The sequence below is a fragment of the Ferruginibacter sp. genome (assembly GCF_049840995.1).
Lineage (GTDB): Bacteria > Bacteroidota > Bacteroidia > Chitinophagales > Chitinophagaceae > Ferruginibacter.
The window spans coordinates 1,776,510-1,794,944 of the sequence record NZ_JASGIP010000003.1 but is presented as its reverse complement, the minus strand read 5'-3'; the positions used below and the strand labels follow the sequence as shown (position 1 = coordinate 1,794,944).

Genomic DNA, 18,435 nt, shown 5'->3' with positions numbered 1-18,435 from the left:
TTATTGGTTTTCTCATGTGACTTACAATACTTCGATCTTGGTTTCCACCAGTTTCTTACCCTTATCATCACCTACGATCACCAGGTATAAGCCTTTGCCTACACTCTTGATATCGATATCCATAGTGCTGTAAGGACCTGTTACCGGTATGGACTTCGCATACACTTTAGCACCTTTCAGATCGTAGATCGTTACAGTGCGCAGGAATCCGAAGCTGCGGTAGCTGGTGTAGTACCTCAACTTGAACTGACCGTTATTTGGATTTGGTGCAACATATAATTTATCTGTTGCAGAATCCTTGATCACCACCGGTGCAGATAAAGCGGTACAACCTGCCGCTGTGGTTACTCTTGCAGTGTAGCTGCCTAACTGGTCAACTGTGATACCGCTTAAAGAACTGTTGGTAGCGCCTGTTATTGTTACCCCGTCTTTGAACCATACAATGGTGTTGCCGGTTGCTGTAGGCGTGATAGTAGCAGTGATACCGGTAGTCAATAATGGTGTAAGGCTGGTATAAGGTGATGCGCTTAAAGTGATCACCGGTACAGGGTTAACGGTAACGGTTACACTGGCACAGCTAGTGGTATTACATGTACCTTCTGCCCTTACGTAGTAAGTAGTGGTACCGGTTACTGCCACACTTAAAGTAGCGCCGGTTCCCACCGCTGTGCCACCGCAACTTACGGTATACCATTTCCATGATGCGCCGGTACCTAACGCTCCGCCTTGTACGCTGAGTGTAACGGAACCAGGTCCGCAGATAGCAGCAGCGCTTGAAGTAGCTCCGGTTGGTGCCACAGACTGGCCGTTCACGGTAATAGTGAATGTTTTGGCTGTGCCCGGACAACCGCCTGCTGTTGGTGTAACAGTAATGGTAGCTGTTACAGCGTTCGGTGTATTGTTCACTGCGGTAAATGCAGCGATATTACCGGTGCCGCTGGCTGCTAAACCAATTGATGGTGTGTTGTTGGTCCAGTTATAAGTAGTACCGGTTACGCCACCTGTAAAGGTTACTGCAGTTGTTGAAGCGCCTGTACACAATGTCTGGTTAGTGATTGCATTTACAGATGCAGTTGGATTAACTGTGATAATAAATGTTTTAGCAGTACCGGTGCAACCATTCAGTGATGGAGTTACTGTGATGGTGGCTGTTACAGCTGTAGTGCCAGCGTTCACAGCAGCGAATGCAGGGATATTTCCTGTACCGCTGGCTGCCAGTCCTATTGAAGTGGTATTGTTCGTCCAGCTGTAAGTAGTACCGGCTATACCACCGGCAAATGTTACTGCTGCTGTATTGGCGCCATTACATACTGTTTGGTTAGATGGCTGTGTTACCACCGGTGTTGGGTTTACGGTAACCGTAGCTGTTATAGCAGGGCCGGGACAACCAGCATAAGAAGGCGTAATAGTAAAGGTTACTGTTACAGCTGCTGTACCGGTGGTAGTTAAAGTACCGGCGATATTACCTGTACCTGATGCTGCAATACCGGTAGCGGTTGCAGTGTTATCCCTTGTCCAGCTGTAAGTGGTACCGGTTACATTGCTGCTTAAAGCAATAGTAGTGATCGGCTGACCAGAACATGCTGTTTGGGTAGCTGGTGTAGCTGTTGCACTTGCAAATGGATTCACCACAACTGTTGCAGTTATTGGTGTGCCTGGGCAACCATTGGCTGTTGGTGTAATGGTAAAGGTTACTGTAATTGGTGCAGTGGTGGTATTTACCATAAAGCCACTGATTGTGCTGCCCGAACCGCTGGCTGGTATACCACCCGGTGCAGTAGTAGCAGAACTGTTATTCCTTGTCCAGGTAAAGGTGGTACCTGCAACACCTGTAAGTGTTATTGGTGTGATATTACCCGCTGAACAGATGGTTTGAGATGCCGGTGTTGCCACTGCTGTTGTTGCCGGATTAACCAGTACAGTTGCTGTAACCGGTGTACCGGAACAGCCATTGGCAACAGGAGTGATAGTGAAAGTTACTGTTACAGCTGCTGCTGTTGTATTGGTTAATGTACCGCTGATATTACCTGTACCGCTGGCGGCAATACCGGTTACAGAGGCAGTATTATTCCTTGTCCAGTTATATGTAGTACCAGTTACGGCACTTCCTGAATTCACGATCGTAGTGATTGCAGTACCAGAGCAGATGGTCTGCGATGCCGGTGTAGCCGTTACTGTTGGGCTTGGGTTAACCAGTACAGTTGCTGTGATTGGTATACCCGAACAGCCATTGGCAACAGGCGTGATAGTAAATGTTACTGTTATGGCAGCAGCAGTGGTATTGATCAATGTACCAGTGATATTACCGGTGCCGCTGGCAGTAATGCTACCAGTTACAGTTGCTGTATTGTTCCTGGTCCAGTTATAGCTGGTACCTGCAACTGTTCCGCTGAATGCAATGGGTGTTATTGCAGCACCTGAGCAGGCTGTTTGTGATGCCGGTGTTGCTGTTGCATCAGGTGTTGGGTTAATAACAAAGTTAGTTACGCTGCTTGGCCTGCACGTTGGATCCAGTGGTGTAGGCGTAAGTATTGCATAAATAAAGTAATTATTGGCTGCAGCAAAGCTGGTACTTGCAGTAGCTGTTGTGCCACCACCTGTCAGGGTTCCGTTAGATACGGTTGCCAGTACAGTTCCACCAGTATATGGATTAGCAGTAGCTGCAGTAAATGATTTAAATACGATACCATAAGTAACACCCATAGATGTAAGACCTGATGCAGTAAGTGTTATTGGAGCACCAATACATCCTGAAGGTGTTGGGTTGGTAGCTACGCTTCCTATTACAGGACATACAGAGCAACCGCCAGGTCCAACCAATCCTAATATAGTGGTGGTAGAACAGCCATTGCCATCTGTTACAGTAACAGAATAGTTACCTGCTATCAGGTTGGTTTGATTCTGTGCATTTGGAACTACACCAGGACCTGTCCATGCAAATAGATATGGGCCGGGAGCGCCACTTAATGCGATTGATATGGCTCCATCTGCTGTTACGCAGGTGGTAGGTTGCGTATAAGTTGGGGTAACCGTAACCGTTGGGAAAACAAATACTGTTACAGAACCAGACATATTGCTGGTACACAGGTAGGTAGTATTAGTAGCAACCACAGTATATGTACCTACTGTTGTTTGTAATCCAAAACTGATGGCAGCGCCTGTTCCCGCTACTGGTGCACCAATGTTGGTGGTACCATTTAATACCAGTTGGTAGTTAACGCCTGTTTGAGAATTAGCAAGACCAACTGAAGCACCAGCTCCTGAAGGGCAATAGCCGCCGCCGCCTGTTACAGCATAAGCAGTTGGGTTATTAACTGTTACTGTAACAGAGCCGGTTGCAGGGCAACTGTAGCCGTTGGTTACTGTAAAGTTATATGTAGTGGTTACAGACGCTGTAACACCTGTTGGATTTTGTACATTGGATGTAAAACCTGCCGGAGTTGAGGTCCATGCATAGGCATCCGGAGCTGCCGGAGATGTGATAGAGATATCATCCACATCCAGGTAGAATTCGTTGGCAGCAGAATAACAGTTCCATGCAAAATAGTAGGTACCACTTGCACCCGGTGTAAACGTAGCAGTTTGCAGGGTATAAGTAGTAGTGGTAATAGTACCCACATCCTGAACAGTGGTAGTTTGTGCAGCAATGGTTTGAGCTGTACCCACTGTTACTTTTAATTTTTCAGGGAAAGTAGTACCACTGCTCCTGTACCATGAAGAAACCGTATAGGTTACACCTGCTGTAAGGTTAACACCGGAAGTGATCAGGTAGGTGTTAGCCGCATTGGTAGAGTTCCAGTTGTATTCAGCACATTTTGTACCGGTTCTCGCAGCACCATTTACTGGCCCGATGGTCCAGTTATTACCGGTACCACCATTCTGAATAGACCATGCTGCAGGGATACCGCCTTCGAAGCCTTCAGATAAAACGCTTATTGGCGCAGAATTGGAAGTAACCACAGTATTAAGGTTAACCGGCGTACCCGCACAGATATTGGTGCTGGAGGCCGTTACACTGGTAACAACCGGTGCCGGGTTAACCGTTACCACTACGGAATTTACACCCGGGCAACCTGCAGCACTTGTGCCGGTTACAGTGTAAGTTGTTGTAGAAGCGGGGTTTGCAATTACTGTAGCAGTAGTAGTACTGTTTAACCCTGTTGCAGGCGACCATGAATAGGTAGCCGCACCTGATGCAGTAATTGAAGTACCGGTTGTATTATTACAAATAGTGGCCGAAGTTGGTGTAAGGCCAATAGTTGGTGTTGCATTAGATGTAACTGCAAACTGTGCAGTGGTGGCAGTTGCACCGCCGTTGGCACAGGTAACCACTACAACATAATATACAGTAGTTCCTGTAGGGATCACGCCTGTATTAAGTGTAGCACCATTGGCACAGTTAATATTGGTGTAAGGGCCACCGGAAGTAGTGGACGATTGCCATTGCAGGCCAATACCACTGGTAGAAGAATATCCTGTAAGTGTAAGGACAGTTGAGCTACCCTGGCAGATATTTACGTTACCGCTGATAACACCCGCAACAGGAGTACCTGCACAGGCAGCAGGTGCTGTACCTGCAAATTCATCTGCACCCAGGTCAGGTGTAGTTGCATTACGTACATCACCATCAATATCATCAGTGATACCAGAAACACTGATACCGGCAGATTCTGTTACAGTTGGTGTAGCGACATTAATGTGCAGGAAGCTGGCACCTGTACCGGTAGTAGCAGTAAATGGTGTGCTTATCTCAGACACTGATGCTGATTCCCTGGTGCTCACTGCTGTTTTAAATGTAGCCAGTGTTACATATGCAGTGGTACCATCGTAGAAAAATGCATTATTGGTACAACCGGAACCAGGATAAAACAGGTTATTATTAGAAGCTGTATTATAGTTGGTCAGCGTTGTACTCGATTCTTCTGTAAGCAGAAGTGTAACCTGTACCGTTAGGGGTAGAGGTATTGATGAAAATATTATTTTTTATTGTTAAAGAAGCAGATGTTGCTGTAGCACTGGTTGTAGCAAACAAGGCCGATGATGAAAAGTTGGCACCTGATGATGTAGCAGCAATATTTACTGTATTGTACGACAGGTTCAGGTTGGAAGTGGCCGTGGTTGCAGTGATATTAATACCCCTTACAGCGTCTGTTGTGCTGGATGTTAACGGTGCTTTAAGATCACCAATGGTATTATTATAAAAATTCAACGAGGTGGTGGCGGCAGCAATAGTAACACCGTTTACCACACCTGCGGCATTAGATGATGTAAGGCCGGAGATTTTATTTTTGAACACATTGCCATTGGTACCTCCTGAATACAGGAGACCTGTAACAGTAGATGCACCGGTGGTAGATAAATTGCTAACCGTATTACCCGAAACCGTGATACCCAGTGAAGCAGTACTTCCGACCTGAAATCCATTAATGGTGGAAGCGCCTGTTAAACCGGTTACGGTATTGTTGTTGAACTGGCTTCCCACAGCGCCATAGCTATGATAAAAACCAAATATGGTTGCCGCACCGGTTGTTACGTTACTAACGGTGTTATTATTAATGATCACCACCTGTGCTGTAGCTGTATTGGAAAATGTTCCATAAAAACCAGTGGCACCGGTAAGGTTGACATTGGAAAAATTGTTATTGGTAATAGTTGAAGTACCGGAAGTAGGACTACCATTGTTATAATAACCGTAAACTGTACCACCTGCACCTGTTTTAGTGAATGCGCCTGATATAGCGTTATTCGTTACTGTAACAGCTGGTGTGGCGTTACTTGCGTAAACCAGGTAAACACTAGCAGTTGTATTGATATTACTATTATTGAAAACGTTATTATTAACGGTTTCTGAAACAGCAGCATTAGGCAGATAAATATGATAGTAAGTACTGGTATTGGCAGCAGTAGTAAGTTCCTGGATAGTGTTGTTGTTCACTACAGTTGTTCCTGTATTGCCCGGGTATATACCATAGATGGAGAAAGCGCCACTTGCCTGCGTAAGTGTAACATTATTGAATGTTGCATTGGCGCTGGCTGTAGTACCAAAAAAGTAGATACCGTAAGTATTGGTATTATTACCTACACCACCGCTGGCATTATTAATGGTATTATAAGATGCATTACCGCCATTCTGGTAGGCCATATAAACACCAAAAAAGTTGTAAGAGGCATTACCGCCACCATTGGTAACAGTGTTACCGGTAGCTGCACTGGTACCACCCACATCATTGTTCTGATCATATAAAGTGTAAGGCGATGCAGCAGCAAAACCGGCTACCCAGATACCTTCATTGATATTACTGATAGTATTGCCATAGAACTTATTATTACTGTGCAGGTCTCCTGTTGCAGTAATTGTTAATGCTGTACTGCTTGTCGCAATATTATGACCGGAATAGATACCGAAAGATCCATTGGGATTCGTTCTGTCCAGTGTTATCGTACAATTCTGGATAGTTACATTCTGGCAACCATCAAAAGGAGCAGCTCCATTTAAGTTAACCATTGCATAACCCCATTCCATAAACGCAGCAGCAGTATTGGCGGCATTTTCTTTAATATCAATGGCGCTGATGGTTACATAGTCAGTTCCCAATAATTTAAACACACCATCCGATGTAGTGGAGGTACCGCCTGTAAATGCCGTTAATACAGGGTTGGCGCCTGCACCGCTTTTCTGGAACACCAATGGATTGGTGGCAGATAAAGACGCATTTAAAAGCGTGGTACCTAAAACAAGACCACCTGAAGGAACTGTTTCAGTATAGCCTGCAGGTACGTTAATGGTAGCACCACCGGCACCTACGCCGGTTGTGTTCAATGCAGTAACAGCAGCAGCCATCGTGGCGTAATCCACCCCGATAGTTTTTGTACCTGTTACCTGTGCATGGGAAAAGATTGTGCATAGCATTACGCACAAGAGAAGATAGAGCTTCCTCATAAAGTTTAGTTTGGTTTTATTATTGCGGGTGTTGCAGTTTTTTCAAACTACAGCGTCTAAAGTAATTCGTTTTATCGGAACGAACAAATACTCGGCAGTATTTTTACGGTTTTATTTTTGGGGCTTGCTGCAAAAATGCATTTCTTTAAAGCCTTTGCCAGTACTGGATTTCAGAAGAATTTATAAAAATCAAAAAATAATCAGGGGAGTATATTTTAAAGAGTATTTGTATTTGTAGCCGGATTACTACAGTTGCAGGGTTTATTTCTTTTTTAAAAAAATAAACCCTGCACCATAAAAATTTTTGCCTGTTAGATCACTACGTTGATCATTTTGTTCTTTACATACACGATCCGTTTTGGCGCCTTGCCTTCCAGCCATTTTTGTACCACTTCATTCTGCAGCACCAGTTCTTCCACCTGTTTCTGATCAATATCCAGCGCAAGGTTGATATTCGTTCTTACCTTACCATTAATGGATACAGGGTATTCTTTACTGCTTTCCACCAAAAGGGCTGCATTCAGTACGGGATAAGTTGCGTCCAGCACAGAGCCTTTGTTGTCCAGCTGCTGCCACAATTCTTCTGCGATGTGCGGTGCATACGGTGTAAGCAATACCAACAGTTGTTCCAGTATTTCTTTCTTGCTGCACTTTGCATCCGACAATTCATTCACACAGATCATGAATGTACTAACGGCCGTATTGAAACTAAAGCGTTCTGTATCTTCTTCAATCTTTTTAATGGTCTTGTGCAATATCTTCAATTCTGCTTCAGTTGCTTTTTCCTCCTTCCATATCTTTCCTTTCAGTTCATCATTGAACAGGCGCCATAATTTTTTTAAGAAGCGGTGTACACCTTCAATCCCTTTTGTATCCCAGGGTTTGCTGGCTTCTACCGGGCCTAAGAACATTTCGTACATGCGGAAAGTATCAGCACCGTATTGTAAGCACAAATCTGTCGGGTCAACAGTATTGTATTTTGATTTAGACATTTTTTCTGTTTCCACACCACAGATGTATTTGCCATCATCTTCTAAAATAAATTCTGCGTCTGCAAATTCACCGTTCTTCCACTTTTTAAATTCATCTATGTCCAGTTCAACGCCATCCACAAAATTCACATCTACATGTAATGCATCGGTTGGTTCTGCAAAGCCTGCTTGATTCTTTTTATTAAAGGAGATGAATTTTTTTGTGCCTGATATCCTGTACACAAACCTGCTGCTTCCCTGTATCATTCCCTGGTTCACCAGTTTCCGGTAAGGTTCATCAAAGCCTACCAGGTCCAGGTCAAACAATACTTTCGTCCACATACGGCTGTATAGTAAATGGCCTACTGCATGTTCGGTACCGCCGATATAAATATCCACCTGGTTCCAGTAATCGCTGGCTTTACGGTCGCAGAATACGGCATCATTGTGCGGATCCATATAGCGTAAAAAATACCAGGAAGAGCCTGCATAACCGGGCATGGTATTCGTTTCCAGTTCTTTGGCCACCCACTCCGGTATATTGGCCAGCGGGCCCTGTGCATCGGGACCAGGGCTGTAACTATCCACATGCGGCAGTTCCAGCGGCAGATCACCTTCCCATACCCTGGCAACATTATCCTTCCAGGTTATAGGGAATGGTTCGCCCCAATAACGTTGGCGGCTAAACGCAGCATCCCGCATTTTATAATTCACCTTGTGTTTGCCGATGCCCATCTCTTCCAGTTTTTTTATCACTATCTCCATGGCATCCTTCATCACCACACCATTTAAAAAACCACTGTTCTCTAATTTTGCTTCTTTGGTGGCATTGGCTTCTTCTCCATTATAGTGGCTGCCAATGATATTGGTAATGGGTATATTAAAATGTTGTGCAAATTTAAAATCACGTTCATCACCACAGGGCACGGCCATGATAGCGCCGGTGCCGTAGCCCGCCAGTACATATTCGCTGATCCAGATCGGTATCTTCCTGCCGTCGAAAGGATTTACGGCATACGCCCCTGTAAAACAGCCACTGATCTTTTTTTCTGCCATGCGCTCCACATCGCTGCGGCTTTTTACATATGCAATGTATTCATCCACCGCTGCGGCCTGTTCTGCAGATTTTATTTCGTTGATCAGTTCCAGTTCCGGCGCCACTACCATAAAATCCACGCCGAAGATGGTATCGGGGCGGGTAGTGTACACTGTGAGTGGTGAGTGGTGAGTAGTGAGTGGTGCATTACTCACAACTGACAACTCACTACTGACTTGAAAAGTTATTTCTGCTCCCGAGCTCTTACCGATCCAGTTGGTCTGCATATCCTTCATAGCATCGCTGAAATCCACACGGGTAAGCCCTTCCAGCAGCCTGTCGGCATAATCGGTAATGCGCAGATACCACTGGCGCAGTTTCTTTTTTACCACGGGATGACCACCGCGTTCGCTTACGCCATTCACTACTTCATCATTGGCCAGTACAGTACCCAGCGCTTCGCACCAGTTCACTTCGCCATAGCCGCAATAAGCCAGGCGATAGTTCATCAGTATGTTCAGCTGCGTGGCTTCATCATAGTCCTTCCACTCTTCGGGAGTGAATGGTGAATGGTGAGTGGTGAGTGGTGAGCCTGAAGTTGCAAACTGTTTCACCAGCTCTGCAATGGGTTTTGCTTTATTTTCTTCTTTATTATAATAGGAATTGAAGAGTTGTAAAAATATCCACTGCGTCCATTTGTAATAAGATGGATCACTGGTACGCACTTCTCTTTCCCAGTCGTAACAAAAACCAATTTTATCCAGTTGGCTTTTAAAAGTGGCGATATTATTTTTAGTGGTCACGGCAGGGTGCTGCCCTGTTTCCAGTGCATACTGTTCGGCAGGCAAACCAAAACTATCGAAACCCATCGGGTGCAGTACATTAAAACCTTTCAGCCTTTTATACCGGCTAAAGATATCGCTGGCAATATAGCCCAGCGGGTGCCCCACATGAAGGCCTGCCCCACTTGGGTATGGGAACATATCCAGTACATAATATTTTGGCTTAGCAGAGTTGTTGGAAACCTGGTATGCTTTGTTTGCTTTCCAGTACTCCTGCCATTTTTTTTCTATCTCGGTAAACTTGTATTCCATTTGTCTTTTTTCTTTTTGAGCCTGCCAGTCGATCCTGTTGAATTTCATTGGCAGCACACTCCTAAACAGTATGTATTTATTGGTTTTTTCTTTTTATATTTTCTCTCAAAAATGTGAAAGAAAAGTTATTTAACCCCCGTTCACCCCATATCCGCTCCATCCATAAAAATAAATAAGGCAGGCAGTCGTTTTGTGGACAGCAAAAATAACGCAATACAGTCAAATTGAATTAATTTGCGTTCTGCTGATCAACTGTACAGGCGGCTGCCGGGTACTTACAACCATTAAATAAACTAAAAGCAAGTATGTCTCAATTCGGAAAAGCAAGCAGCAAAAGAGGTAAACCAACTTATGCCTATGCCATTATTGGTGTGTCGCTGGTATTGTTTTTATTTGGTCTTGTGGGCTGGTTTTTCCTGAACCTGCGTAAAACAGGCGACTATTTTAAAGAAAATATACAGGTGCAGTGCTTCCTGAACAGGGACGCCACGCCAAAAAAGATCGATAGTGTAAAGAATTATATTGCAGCCCTACCTTACGTAAAAAGTACGGAATATGTTACCCGGGAAAAGGCCATCCAGAAATTTGAGGCTGATAATGATACTACCTGGCGCCAGTTCATCAAAAGCAACCCGCTGCCGGAAAGCATTGACTTTTTTGTTACGGCCGATCATGTGCAGCGAGACAGTTTAAGGGCCATTTCTTCCACCATAGAAAGCAATTTTCCCGGTGCTATCTCGGAATATAAATTCCCCGACGAAATTGTGACCAAGGTGGGCGATTTTGTAAAATATGTGTTCATAGGCACTTTGGTGGCGGCCATCATACTTACCATACTGGTGATATTCTCCATCGATAATACCATCCGCCTGGCCATGTACAGCAACCGTTTTTTAATAAAGACCATGCAGATGGTGGGGGCCACCCGGTGGTTCATTGCCAAACCCATCAATGTAAGGGCTATCATCAATGGTTTGATCGCTTCGTGCATTGCCATAGCAATGATATGGGCCGTGGTGATACTGGTGGAATCCTTCCAGCCCCAGTTCAAGGTTTTAAGGGATAACAAAAGCCTTATCCTGCTGTTCCTCAGCATTATTGCGCTGGGCATTACCATTACGCTGGTAAGCACCCACAGGGCGGTGATCAAATACCTGCGAATGAAATTGGATGATTTATACTAATATTGCACTTCAATAACCAATTATGGCAACTACAAAAAAAACGGCAGAAGCAACAGCAGCCACTACTAATACAAAAAACAGTACCAGCAATGTGAACCTGTTCACTAAAGATAATTATATGTGGATGGTGATCGGCCTGGTGGTAATGGCGCTAGGATTTCTTTTAATGTCGGGAGGTAAAAGCGCTGATCCAAAAGTTTTTAATCCTGATGAAGTATACAGCACCAGGAGGATCACGATTGCCCCGATACTCATTATTGGCGGATTGCTGATAGAAATATTTGCGATCATGAAAAAACCGAAGAGTAATTAATAACTGATAGTTAATAATGAATAGTTTTTGCGAAGTTTTGCTTCGCATTTTTTATTTTACGTTTTCAAAACCAATTGCATGGATACTTTACAATCAATCATTATTGCGATAGTGGAAGGACTCACCGAGTTCCTGCCCATTTCTTCTACAGGCCACATGATCATTACCGAAAAAGCGCTGGGTATGACCGAAACAGATTTTGTAAAAGTGTTTACGGTAGCCATACAGTTAGGTGCCATACTGGCGGTGGTGGTGCTGTATTATAAAAAGTTCTTCGATTTTAAAAGATGGCAGTTCTATATAAAACTTGCCGCGGCAGTGATACCGGCGCTGGTACTGGGTAAATTATTCTCCGATAAAATTGACACCCTGCTGGAAAGTTCTTTGACCGTAGCTATTTCTATGCTGGTGGGTGGCATCATCTTATTATTCATAGATAAGGCATTTAAAAATCCCGTGGTGGATACAGAAGAAAAAGTTTCTTACAGCAAAGCAGTTACAATAGGTGTTTGGCAATGTATTGCTATGATACCCGGTGTAAGCCGCAGCGCCGCTTCTATCGTTGGCGGTATGCAGCAAAAGCTGACCCGCAGCGCCGCAGCAGAATTCTCTTTCTTTTTAGCCGTGCCTACTATGTTGGCAGCTACCGGTTATAAGCTATTCAAGTATTACAAACAAAGTGGTGGATTTACCGGTAGCGAAATAAAGCAACTGGCCATTGGTAATATAGTGGCATTTGTGGTGGCCATGCTCGCCATTAAATTCTTTATAGGATTTGTAAAAAAATACGGCTTTACCATCTGGGGCTGGTACCGCATTATAGTAGGTGCCGTTTTGCTGCTGCTGATATGGAAAGGCATCATACAATAAGCTTACGGTAAATTTCCGTTGCGATTTAATTTTTAATGATTAATTTTTCATCCTTAATTAATCAGCATGCAAACAGCTTCCAAAAAAGTGATCAATGGCTGGGCTATGTTCGACTGGGCCAACAGCGTTTATAATTTAGTGATCACCACCACCTTCTTTCCTATATACTTTACATCGGCAACCAAGGCGGCATTTAAAAGCGAACAGATCAGTTTCCTGGGCAGAAAGTTCGAGAACTCTGCATTATACGATTATACCCTTGGCGTTGCTTATTTCATCATAGCGTTAAGTTATCCAATACTTACATCTATTGCCGATATAAAAGGCAATAAGAAAAATTTCACGCGCTTTTTTACCTACATGGGTTCTATTGGTTGCAGCGGGTTGTTTTTATTCCAGGGCGAAAATGTAGGGTACGGTATTGTATGCTTTATGCTGGCAGCAATGGGTTATGTAGGTAGTCTCGTTTTTTATAACGCTTACCTGCCCGAATTAGCTGCACCTGAAGACAGGGACAGGATCAGCGCAAAAGGATATACCTATGGATATATCGGGAGCGTATTGCTGCAGATCATTGGTTTTGCACTCGTCATCATCATGAGCGAAAACCAGGGACTTGCTTCCCGTATCACTTTTTTACTGGTTGGCTTGTGGTGGTTTGGCTTTGCACAAATAACTTTCAGCAGGTTACCTAGCGGCCAGGCATCAGCACATAAAAAAGGCGCCAGCATATTTACGGAAGGTTTTTCAGAAATGAAAAAAATATACCAGCAGGTAAAGCTGATGCCGGTGCTGAAAAGATATTTAAGAGGTTTCTTTTTTTACAGCATGGGTGTACAAACCGTAATGCTTGCCGCTACTTTATTTGGCAGTAAACTGTTGCACCTGGATGATACCAAGCTGATCATTACGGTAGTGATCATTCAGCTGGTAGCTATCATTGGTGCTATAATGATGTCGAAGCTTTCTTCAAAATTCGGTAACCTGAAAGTGTTGATGGGTGTGGTATTGTTCTGGATATTGATCTGTGTGGCCGCTTTTACCATTGCTGGCAAAGCCGAACCGTTAAAAGTTTATTTTGACAAGATAGATGTAATAAAGAACGAAGAAACCACTTTAAAAGATGCGGATGCTTCTTTAACAGCCAACTCCCCGGTAATAAAAGAAAAAGAAGCTGCAATGGAGGTGATAAAAAAAGAAGTGGCTCCATTGCAGGCGCCTATTGAGTATGGTTTTTACGGGTTGGCGGTAGCCGTGGGATTAGTAATGGGCGGTATACAATCATTAAGCCGTTCCACTTATTCCAAACTCATGCCCGAAACAACTGATACCGCTTCTTATTTCAGCTATTATGATCTTACAGAAAAGATCGCAATTGTGATCGGCATGTTCTCTTTCGGTTTCATTGAAGAGTTAACCGGCAGTATGAAAAATTCAGTATTGTCACTGATCATATTTTTTGGATTGGGCCTTGTTTGGTTACTGGCTGCATCGTCTAAACAAAAACAGCTGAGTACACAGGCATGATCGTTTCCTTTTCATAAAACTTTACCCATGAAAAAACATTTTCTTTATACTATTTTATTTTGCCTGCTTGCTGTTGCAGTAAATGCACAACAAAACAATACTTTTTTATGGCGTATCAGCAACCCTGCCAATAAACAGGTATCTTATCTTTTTGGCACCATTCATTTGCCCCAGGAAAAATTTATGCCGGTTACTGATTCTGTGTACAGGGCCATTATGAACACCGATTATTTTTATGGCGAACTCGATTACCAGAATATGTACAAGGAGATGAGTAAGAACAACGATTTCTTTGACTCGAAACTCCACTACATGGATTCGGTGAAGACCACTGCGGGCTGGAAAAGGATGATCAATGCCATCAACAGGAAATACGATAAACACCTCAATCCCGAAAATGTAGATGAATTCAGTCAATTCGGGCAAAGTCTCCTGGATGATTATATGAAACCCGACCCCGGCGTAAAACCGCTGGATATTGCATTGGCTGCTTATGCAGTTAACCTGGGCAAACAGGGACGTGGGCTGGAAACTTTTGTATTGCAGGTAGACATGTTGTATAAAATTATTGATGCCCGCCTGCGGGATACTACTTTATTATTTGATGAAGACATCAGGCTTACCGCTGACCTCACTAATTTTTATATTCACCGGCAATTTGATTCTTTGAGCAATCTTATCGAAGGATTGAATGCGAACTACCGTAAAGTATTATTCGATGACCGCAATATCGGTATGGCAGATTCGATGTACAATATCACGAAAAACAAGACCGCCTTTTTTGCAGTGGGTTGTGGCCACCTGCTGGGCAGCCATGGTATCATTGCGCTTTTAAGAGCAAAAGGATTAACACTTACACCGGTTTTCTCCAATAAAACTTATTCTGTTACCATAGTAACAAAAATGCTGAAGGGCACAATGAATAAGCTCGACAAGAGTATGAACTGGAATGATGCGCCCAAAGAAAGAATGGAAGAAATAAAAGAGGACGTGCAGATAAAACCCGGCGCACTTATAGGCGCACCGGCAAAATCTAAAACAAAAAACTAACAGGCTATGAAATTATATACGGTAAACGCAGGCTATTTTAAACTGGATGGCGGCGCCATGTTCGGCGTGGTGCCCAAAAGCATCTGGAACAAACTGAACCCTGCCGATGAGAATAATATGTGCAGCTGGGCCCTGCGTTGTTTGCTGATTGAAGACGGTAACAAATTGATACTGGTGGATAATGGTATGGGCGATAAGCAGGATGCAAAATTCTTTGGACATTATTACCTGCATGGTGATGATACATTAGAAAGATCATTGGCAAAACATGGTTTCAGCAAAGATGATGTTACGGATGTTTTTTTAACGCACTTACATTTTGATCATTGCGGTGGCAGTATTGTTCGTGAAGGCGATAAATTAGTACCTGCATTTAAGAATGCGGTTTACTGGAGCAATCCAATACACTGGCAATGGGCCACACAACCCAACGAAAGAGAGAAAGCAAGTTTTTTAAAAGAGAATATCTTACCGATAGAAGCAAGCGGGCAATTGCAATTCTTTAACGTGAGTGGTGAGTCGTCAGTCGTGAGTAGCAACCTGGAAGCAGCAGGGTCCTCCACTCACCATTCACCACTCACCACTCACGATTCACGACTCACGTCTCACGTTTCCTTCCTCACCGTAAACGGCCATACGGGCGCTATGATGCTGCCTAAAATAACTTATAAGGATAAAACCATCGTATACATGGCAGATCTGTTGCCTTCCACTGCACATATACCACTGCCTTATGTAATGGGATACGATATGTTTCCGCTAACCACGCTGAATGAAAAAAAGGTCTTCTTTGACGAAGCAATGGCCAATAATTATATCCTGTTCTTTGAACACGATCCCGTAAATGAATGCTGCAATTTACAAATGACCGAAAAGGGCATTCGCCACAAAGATGTTTTTAAGTTGAGTGAAGTGTGATTATTTTACACTGATGAGCGAACTTAATGGATAACGCAAATTGCGGTAGCCCATCATATCCACTTTAATACTGCCCACGGCAATAGGGCTTTCCACCCTCAATAATAAATGATTGGGATCGTCGCTGATCCATGCGTTCATTTTTTCGCCGCCTTCAAAAATGGTTCCTTTTATCAGCAGCGGTTTTATTTTTATAGCGTTGAATTTTCCGTAGCGAGTTTTGATCTTTTCCTTGCCCATATAGCGGATGTATAAATGAAATACCTCATCATCCAGGAACATATCAAAAGGTATCTTATCATCCACCTTGTATTTATTGAAATCAATATTGCGGGCATAATACACAGCGCTCACCACATCCTGTATGCAATTGGTAACTTTAAAAACACCATTGGTACTTACGGCTGTACCGGCGCTCTGGTTAAAAGTTACATTGTTGTATTTTTTATATCCACCTTCATCTACGTTGCGGATGAATTTGTAAGGCACCAGGTTATTGGTATCAATATAACTTTCATAACGGTCCCTCACCTTAAAAAAATTATCAAAGAAAGAATAGGTCTTGCCATCTCCCACGCAGTGATACACCGGTTTGCCATTATACCGTTCCAGTGTAGTGGTAAACGTTGCTTCGCCGGCGCCGATATAAGCGCCCAGCGCACTGTAATATACTTTCATCACCACCACTTCATCTTCTTTAAAAGCAGTATTCTTTGTGCCGCAAAAATCGTCGTTACCCGACGTAAAGCCCAGCCCGCAAATACTTAAAATCAGTAAACCCAATTTAAAGTGATTGATCATTTTTCTTTTACTATTTTAATACCTAAAATTAATAAACTCCCGATTAATGCCGGTACTACCAGGTTGATGAGCCATATTGCCAGCGCTGCCGACTCTATACCCAGCGTATTGGTGCTGTACAGTTTCATCAGTTCCACACTCGCCTTTGCCCTTACCGGCAGTTCTAAAAACCCTATCGTGGGCGCCACTGCCATCAGCAGGTAAAAAACTGATATCAGCCAAAAACTCAACCCTGCTTCAATATGCACCTCCATTACCCGCAATAACAACACGTATTGTAATACAAACACCAGGTAACGCAACAACGACAGTGACAGTATCCTAAGCAATTGGCTTGCCGAAAATTCGTCCAGCACCTGTATGTGTTTTACAATTTTATTAAATGCTGTTAATTTTTCCATTAAGCTTACCAACCAGCCCAGGCGTATGTAAAATAAAAAGAGCAATACTGTTCCGCTAATGCTGAAATAGATCAGTATGTTGTTCCAAAAGTCTGGTAAAACGCTTAATGCGCTGCGTCCGCTGTGTGAAAAAAACCTTAAAAAAATCAAACCGGCGCAACCCATTATCATGGTTACCAGCAATTGACTGATGCTGCCTACAATATTCAGCGAAATAGCTTTGATGCGGTGCTCTTCTTTTATAAACAATATCCTGCCGCCATATTCGCCAATGCGGTTGGGCGTAAGCATGGTAATACTGCAACCTGATAAAACCGATTTGAATGCCCGCCCGAAAGAAAAATCCTGTACATGCAATACCAGCACCTGCCACTTTCTTGCTTCAATGCCCCAGTTTACCAACATCAGTAAACACACTACAAAAAAAAGAGGCTGTTGCCAGCTGTGTTTTACCTGTTGCCAGCGTATGGCCAGGTCCTGCTGCTGCAGCAACTGCCTGTATAAACTGTAACAAAGTACAATTAATAATACAGGTCCTAAAAAATAGTTGATTAATATTTTAATATTTTTGTTCAATACACAATGTTAGTTCAATTATCAAACTCAAAAAACTTTTAGTGTGCCACAGGCAAAACCATCCATTATTTTAGGTATCGATCCCGGCACAATTATCATGGGCTATGGTTTGATAAAAGTGGAGCATAATAAAGTATCCCTACTGGAAATGGGGGTATTGCAACCCGGTAAAGTAAAGGATACCTACAAAAAATTGCAGCTGATCTTTGATAATGTAAGCGGGTTGATTACGAAGTACAAGCCTGATACATTTGCCATTGAAGCGCCCTTTTTTGGCAAGAACGTACAGAGTATGCTCAAGCTGGGCCGGGCGCAGGGTGTGGCTATTGCAGCAGCTATGCGCCATGGTATCGAAGTAACAGAATATTCGCCCAAAAAAGTAAAACAATCTGTAACAGGCAATGGTAATGCAGGCAAAGAACAGGTAATGAAAATGCTGCAGCAGTTATTAAGTTTTAAAGACGATCCCAAACATTTTGATGCCACTGATGCGCTGGCCGTTGCAGTCTGTCATCATTTTCAGCAGAAAACTCCTAAAGCCGTTGCCGGTAAAAAATTAAAAGACTGGGAGGCGTTCATCGCACAGAATCCGGGAAGGGTTAAGAAAATATAAGTTACGGGTTGTTTTTGTTGCGAGTTGCGGGTTACGGGTTTTTGATCGTTAGCGGAAAGCATTTCTAATACTCGCAAACGATCAAAAACCCGCAACAAAAACAACCCGCAACTCTTACGTGTAAACAATCTGTTAACCCCA

At 43.4% G+C, this 18,435-nt stretch carries 12 protein-coding genes; 7 read left to right on the top strand and 5 right to left on the bottom strand.

The features are described from left to right. Window positions 1–21: 21 nt before the first annotated feature. The 3 genes from QM738_RS09505 to leuS all read right to left on the bottom strand — a co-directional run bounded on the left by QM738_RS09505 (window position 22) and on the right by leuS (window position 10,089). Entirely contained in the window at window positions 22–4,758 is a 4,737-nt protein-coding gene (locus QM738_RS09505; protein ID WP_462276452.1) for a PKD-like domain-containing protein, read from the bottom strand. 133 nt (window positions 4,759–4,891) lie between these two features. After that, window positions 4,892–6,940 carry a beta strand repeat-containing protein gene (locus QM738_RS09500; RefSeq protein ID WP_462276451.1) on the bottom strand — a complete coding sequence of 683 codons (2,049 nt, stop codon included), beginning with the start codon at window positions 6,938–6,940 and terminating at the stop codon, window positions 4,892–4,894. A gap of 311 nt (window positions 6,941–7,251) precedes the next feature. Further along, on the bottom strand, window positions 7,252–10,089 hold the full coding sequence (gene leuS / locus QM738_RS09495) for a leucine--tRNA ligase (RefSeq protein WP_462276713.1): 2,838 nt from the start codon (window positions 10,087–10,089) through the stop codon (window positions 7,252–7,254). Between the two features lie 257 nt (window positions 10,090–10,346). Between leuS and QM738_RS09490 the strand changes: the two genes are divergently transcribed. The 6 genes from QM738_RS09490 (at window position 10,347) to QM738_RS09465 (ending at window position 15,903) form a co-directional block, all read left to right on the top strand. Beyond that, a complete protein-coding gene (locus QM738_RS09490) occupies window positions 10,347–11,225 on the top strand; it encodes a cell division protein FtsX (protein ID WP_462276450.1) in 879 nt (292 codons plus the stop codon). Between the two features lie 22 nt (window positions 11,226–11,247). Beyond that, complete coding sequence (locus QM738_RS09485; protein WP_462276449.1) at window positions 11,248–11,538, top strand: DUF3098 domain-containing protein; 291 nt, start codon at window positions 11,248–11,250, stop codon at window positions 11,536–11,538. A 78-nt stretch (window positions 11,539–11,616) separates the two neighbouring features. Further along, window positions 11,617–12,408, top strand: coding sequence for an undecaprenyl-diphosphate phosphatase (locus QM738_RS09480; RefSeq protein ID WP_462276448.1), 792 nt, complete (start codon window positions 11,617–11,619; stop codon window positions 12,406–12,408). A gap of 66 nt (window positions 12,409–12,474) precedes the next feature. Beyond that, entirely contained in the window at window positions 12,475–13,935 is a 1,461-nt protein-coding gene (locus QM738_RS09475; RefSeq protein WP_462276447.1) for an MFS transporter, read from the top strand. Window positions 13,936–13,962: 27 nt separating this feature from the next. Further along, a complete protein-coding gene (locus QM738_RS09470; protein WP_462276446.1) occupies window positions 13,963–14,985 on the top strand; it encodes a TraB/GumN family protein in 1,023 nt (340 codons plus the stop codon). Between the two features lie 6 nt (window positions 14,986–14,991). Next, window positions 14,992–15,903, top strand: coding sequence for an MBL fold metallo-hydrolase (locus QM738_RS09465; RefSeq protein WP_462276445.1), 912 nt, complete (start codon window positions 14,992–14,994; stop codon window positions 15,901–15,903). Here the strand turns inward: QM738_RS09465 and QM738_RS09460 are convergent, their stop codons facing one another. Both QM738_RS09460 and QM738_RS09455 read right to left on the bottom strand, forming a co-directional pair. Next, window positions 15,904–16,686: a DUF3108 domain-containing protein gene (locus tag QM738_RS09460; RefSeq protein ID WP_462276444.1), complete on the bottom strand. Its 783-nt coding sequence runs from the start codon at window positions 16,684–16,686 to the stop codon at window positions 15,904–15,906. A gap of 14 nt (window positions 16,687–16,700) precedes the next feature. Further along, window positions 16,701–17,681 (bottom strand): lysylphosphatidylglycerol synthase domain-containing protein, encoded by a 981-nt coding sequence (locus QM738_RS09455; protein ID WP_462276443.1) that lies wholly within the window; start codon window positions 17,679–17,681, stop codon window positions 16,701–16,703. Between the two features lie 43 nt (window positions 17,682–17,724). Between QM738_RS09455 and ruvC the strand changes: the two genes are divergently transcribed. Beyond that, window positions 17,725–18,294 (top strand): crossover junction endodeoxyribonuclease RuvC, encoded by a 570-nt coding sequence (gene ruvC, locus QM738_RS09450; RefSeq protein WP_462276442.1) that lies wholly within the window; start codon window positions 17,725–17,727, stop codon window positions 18,292–18,294. Window positions 18,295–18,435 lie beyond the last annotated feature (141 nt).

Excerpts from the sequence above, each read along its gene's own strand:
- QM738_RS09480 (WP_462276448.1), top strand. The coding sequence starts at position 11,617 with ATGGATACTTTACAATCAATCATTATTGCGATAGTGGAAGGACTCACC.
- QM738_RS09465 (WP_462276445.1), top strand. The coding sequence starts at position 14,992 with ATGAAATTATATACGGTAAACGCAGGCTATTTTAAACTGGATGGCGGC.
- leuS (WP_462276713.1), bottom strand. The coding sequence starts at position 10,089 with ATGAAATTCAACAGGATCGACTGGCAGGCTCAAAAAGAAAAAAGACAA.
- QM738_RS09475 (WP_462276447.1), top strand. The coding sequence starts at position 12,475 with ATGCAAACAGCTTCCAAAAAAGTGATCAATGGCTGGGCTATGTTCGAC.
- QM738_RS09500 (WP_462276451.1), bottom strand. The coding sequence starts at position 6,940 with ATGAGGAAGCTCTATCTTCTCTTGTGCGTAATGCTATGCACAATCTTT.
- QM738_RS09470 (WP_462276446.1), top strand. The coding sequence starts at position 13,963 with ATGAAAAAACATTTTCTTTATACTATTTTATTTTGCCTGCTTGCTGTT.
- QM738_RS09485 (WP_462276449.1), top strand. The coding sequence starts at position 11,248 with ATGGCAACTACAAAAAAAACGGCAGAAGCAACAGCAGCCACTACTAAT.
- QM738_RS09490 (WP_462276450.1), top strand. The coding sequence starts at position 10,347 with ATGTCTCAATTCGGAAAAGCAAGCAGCAAAAGAGGTAAACCAACTTAT.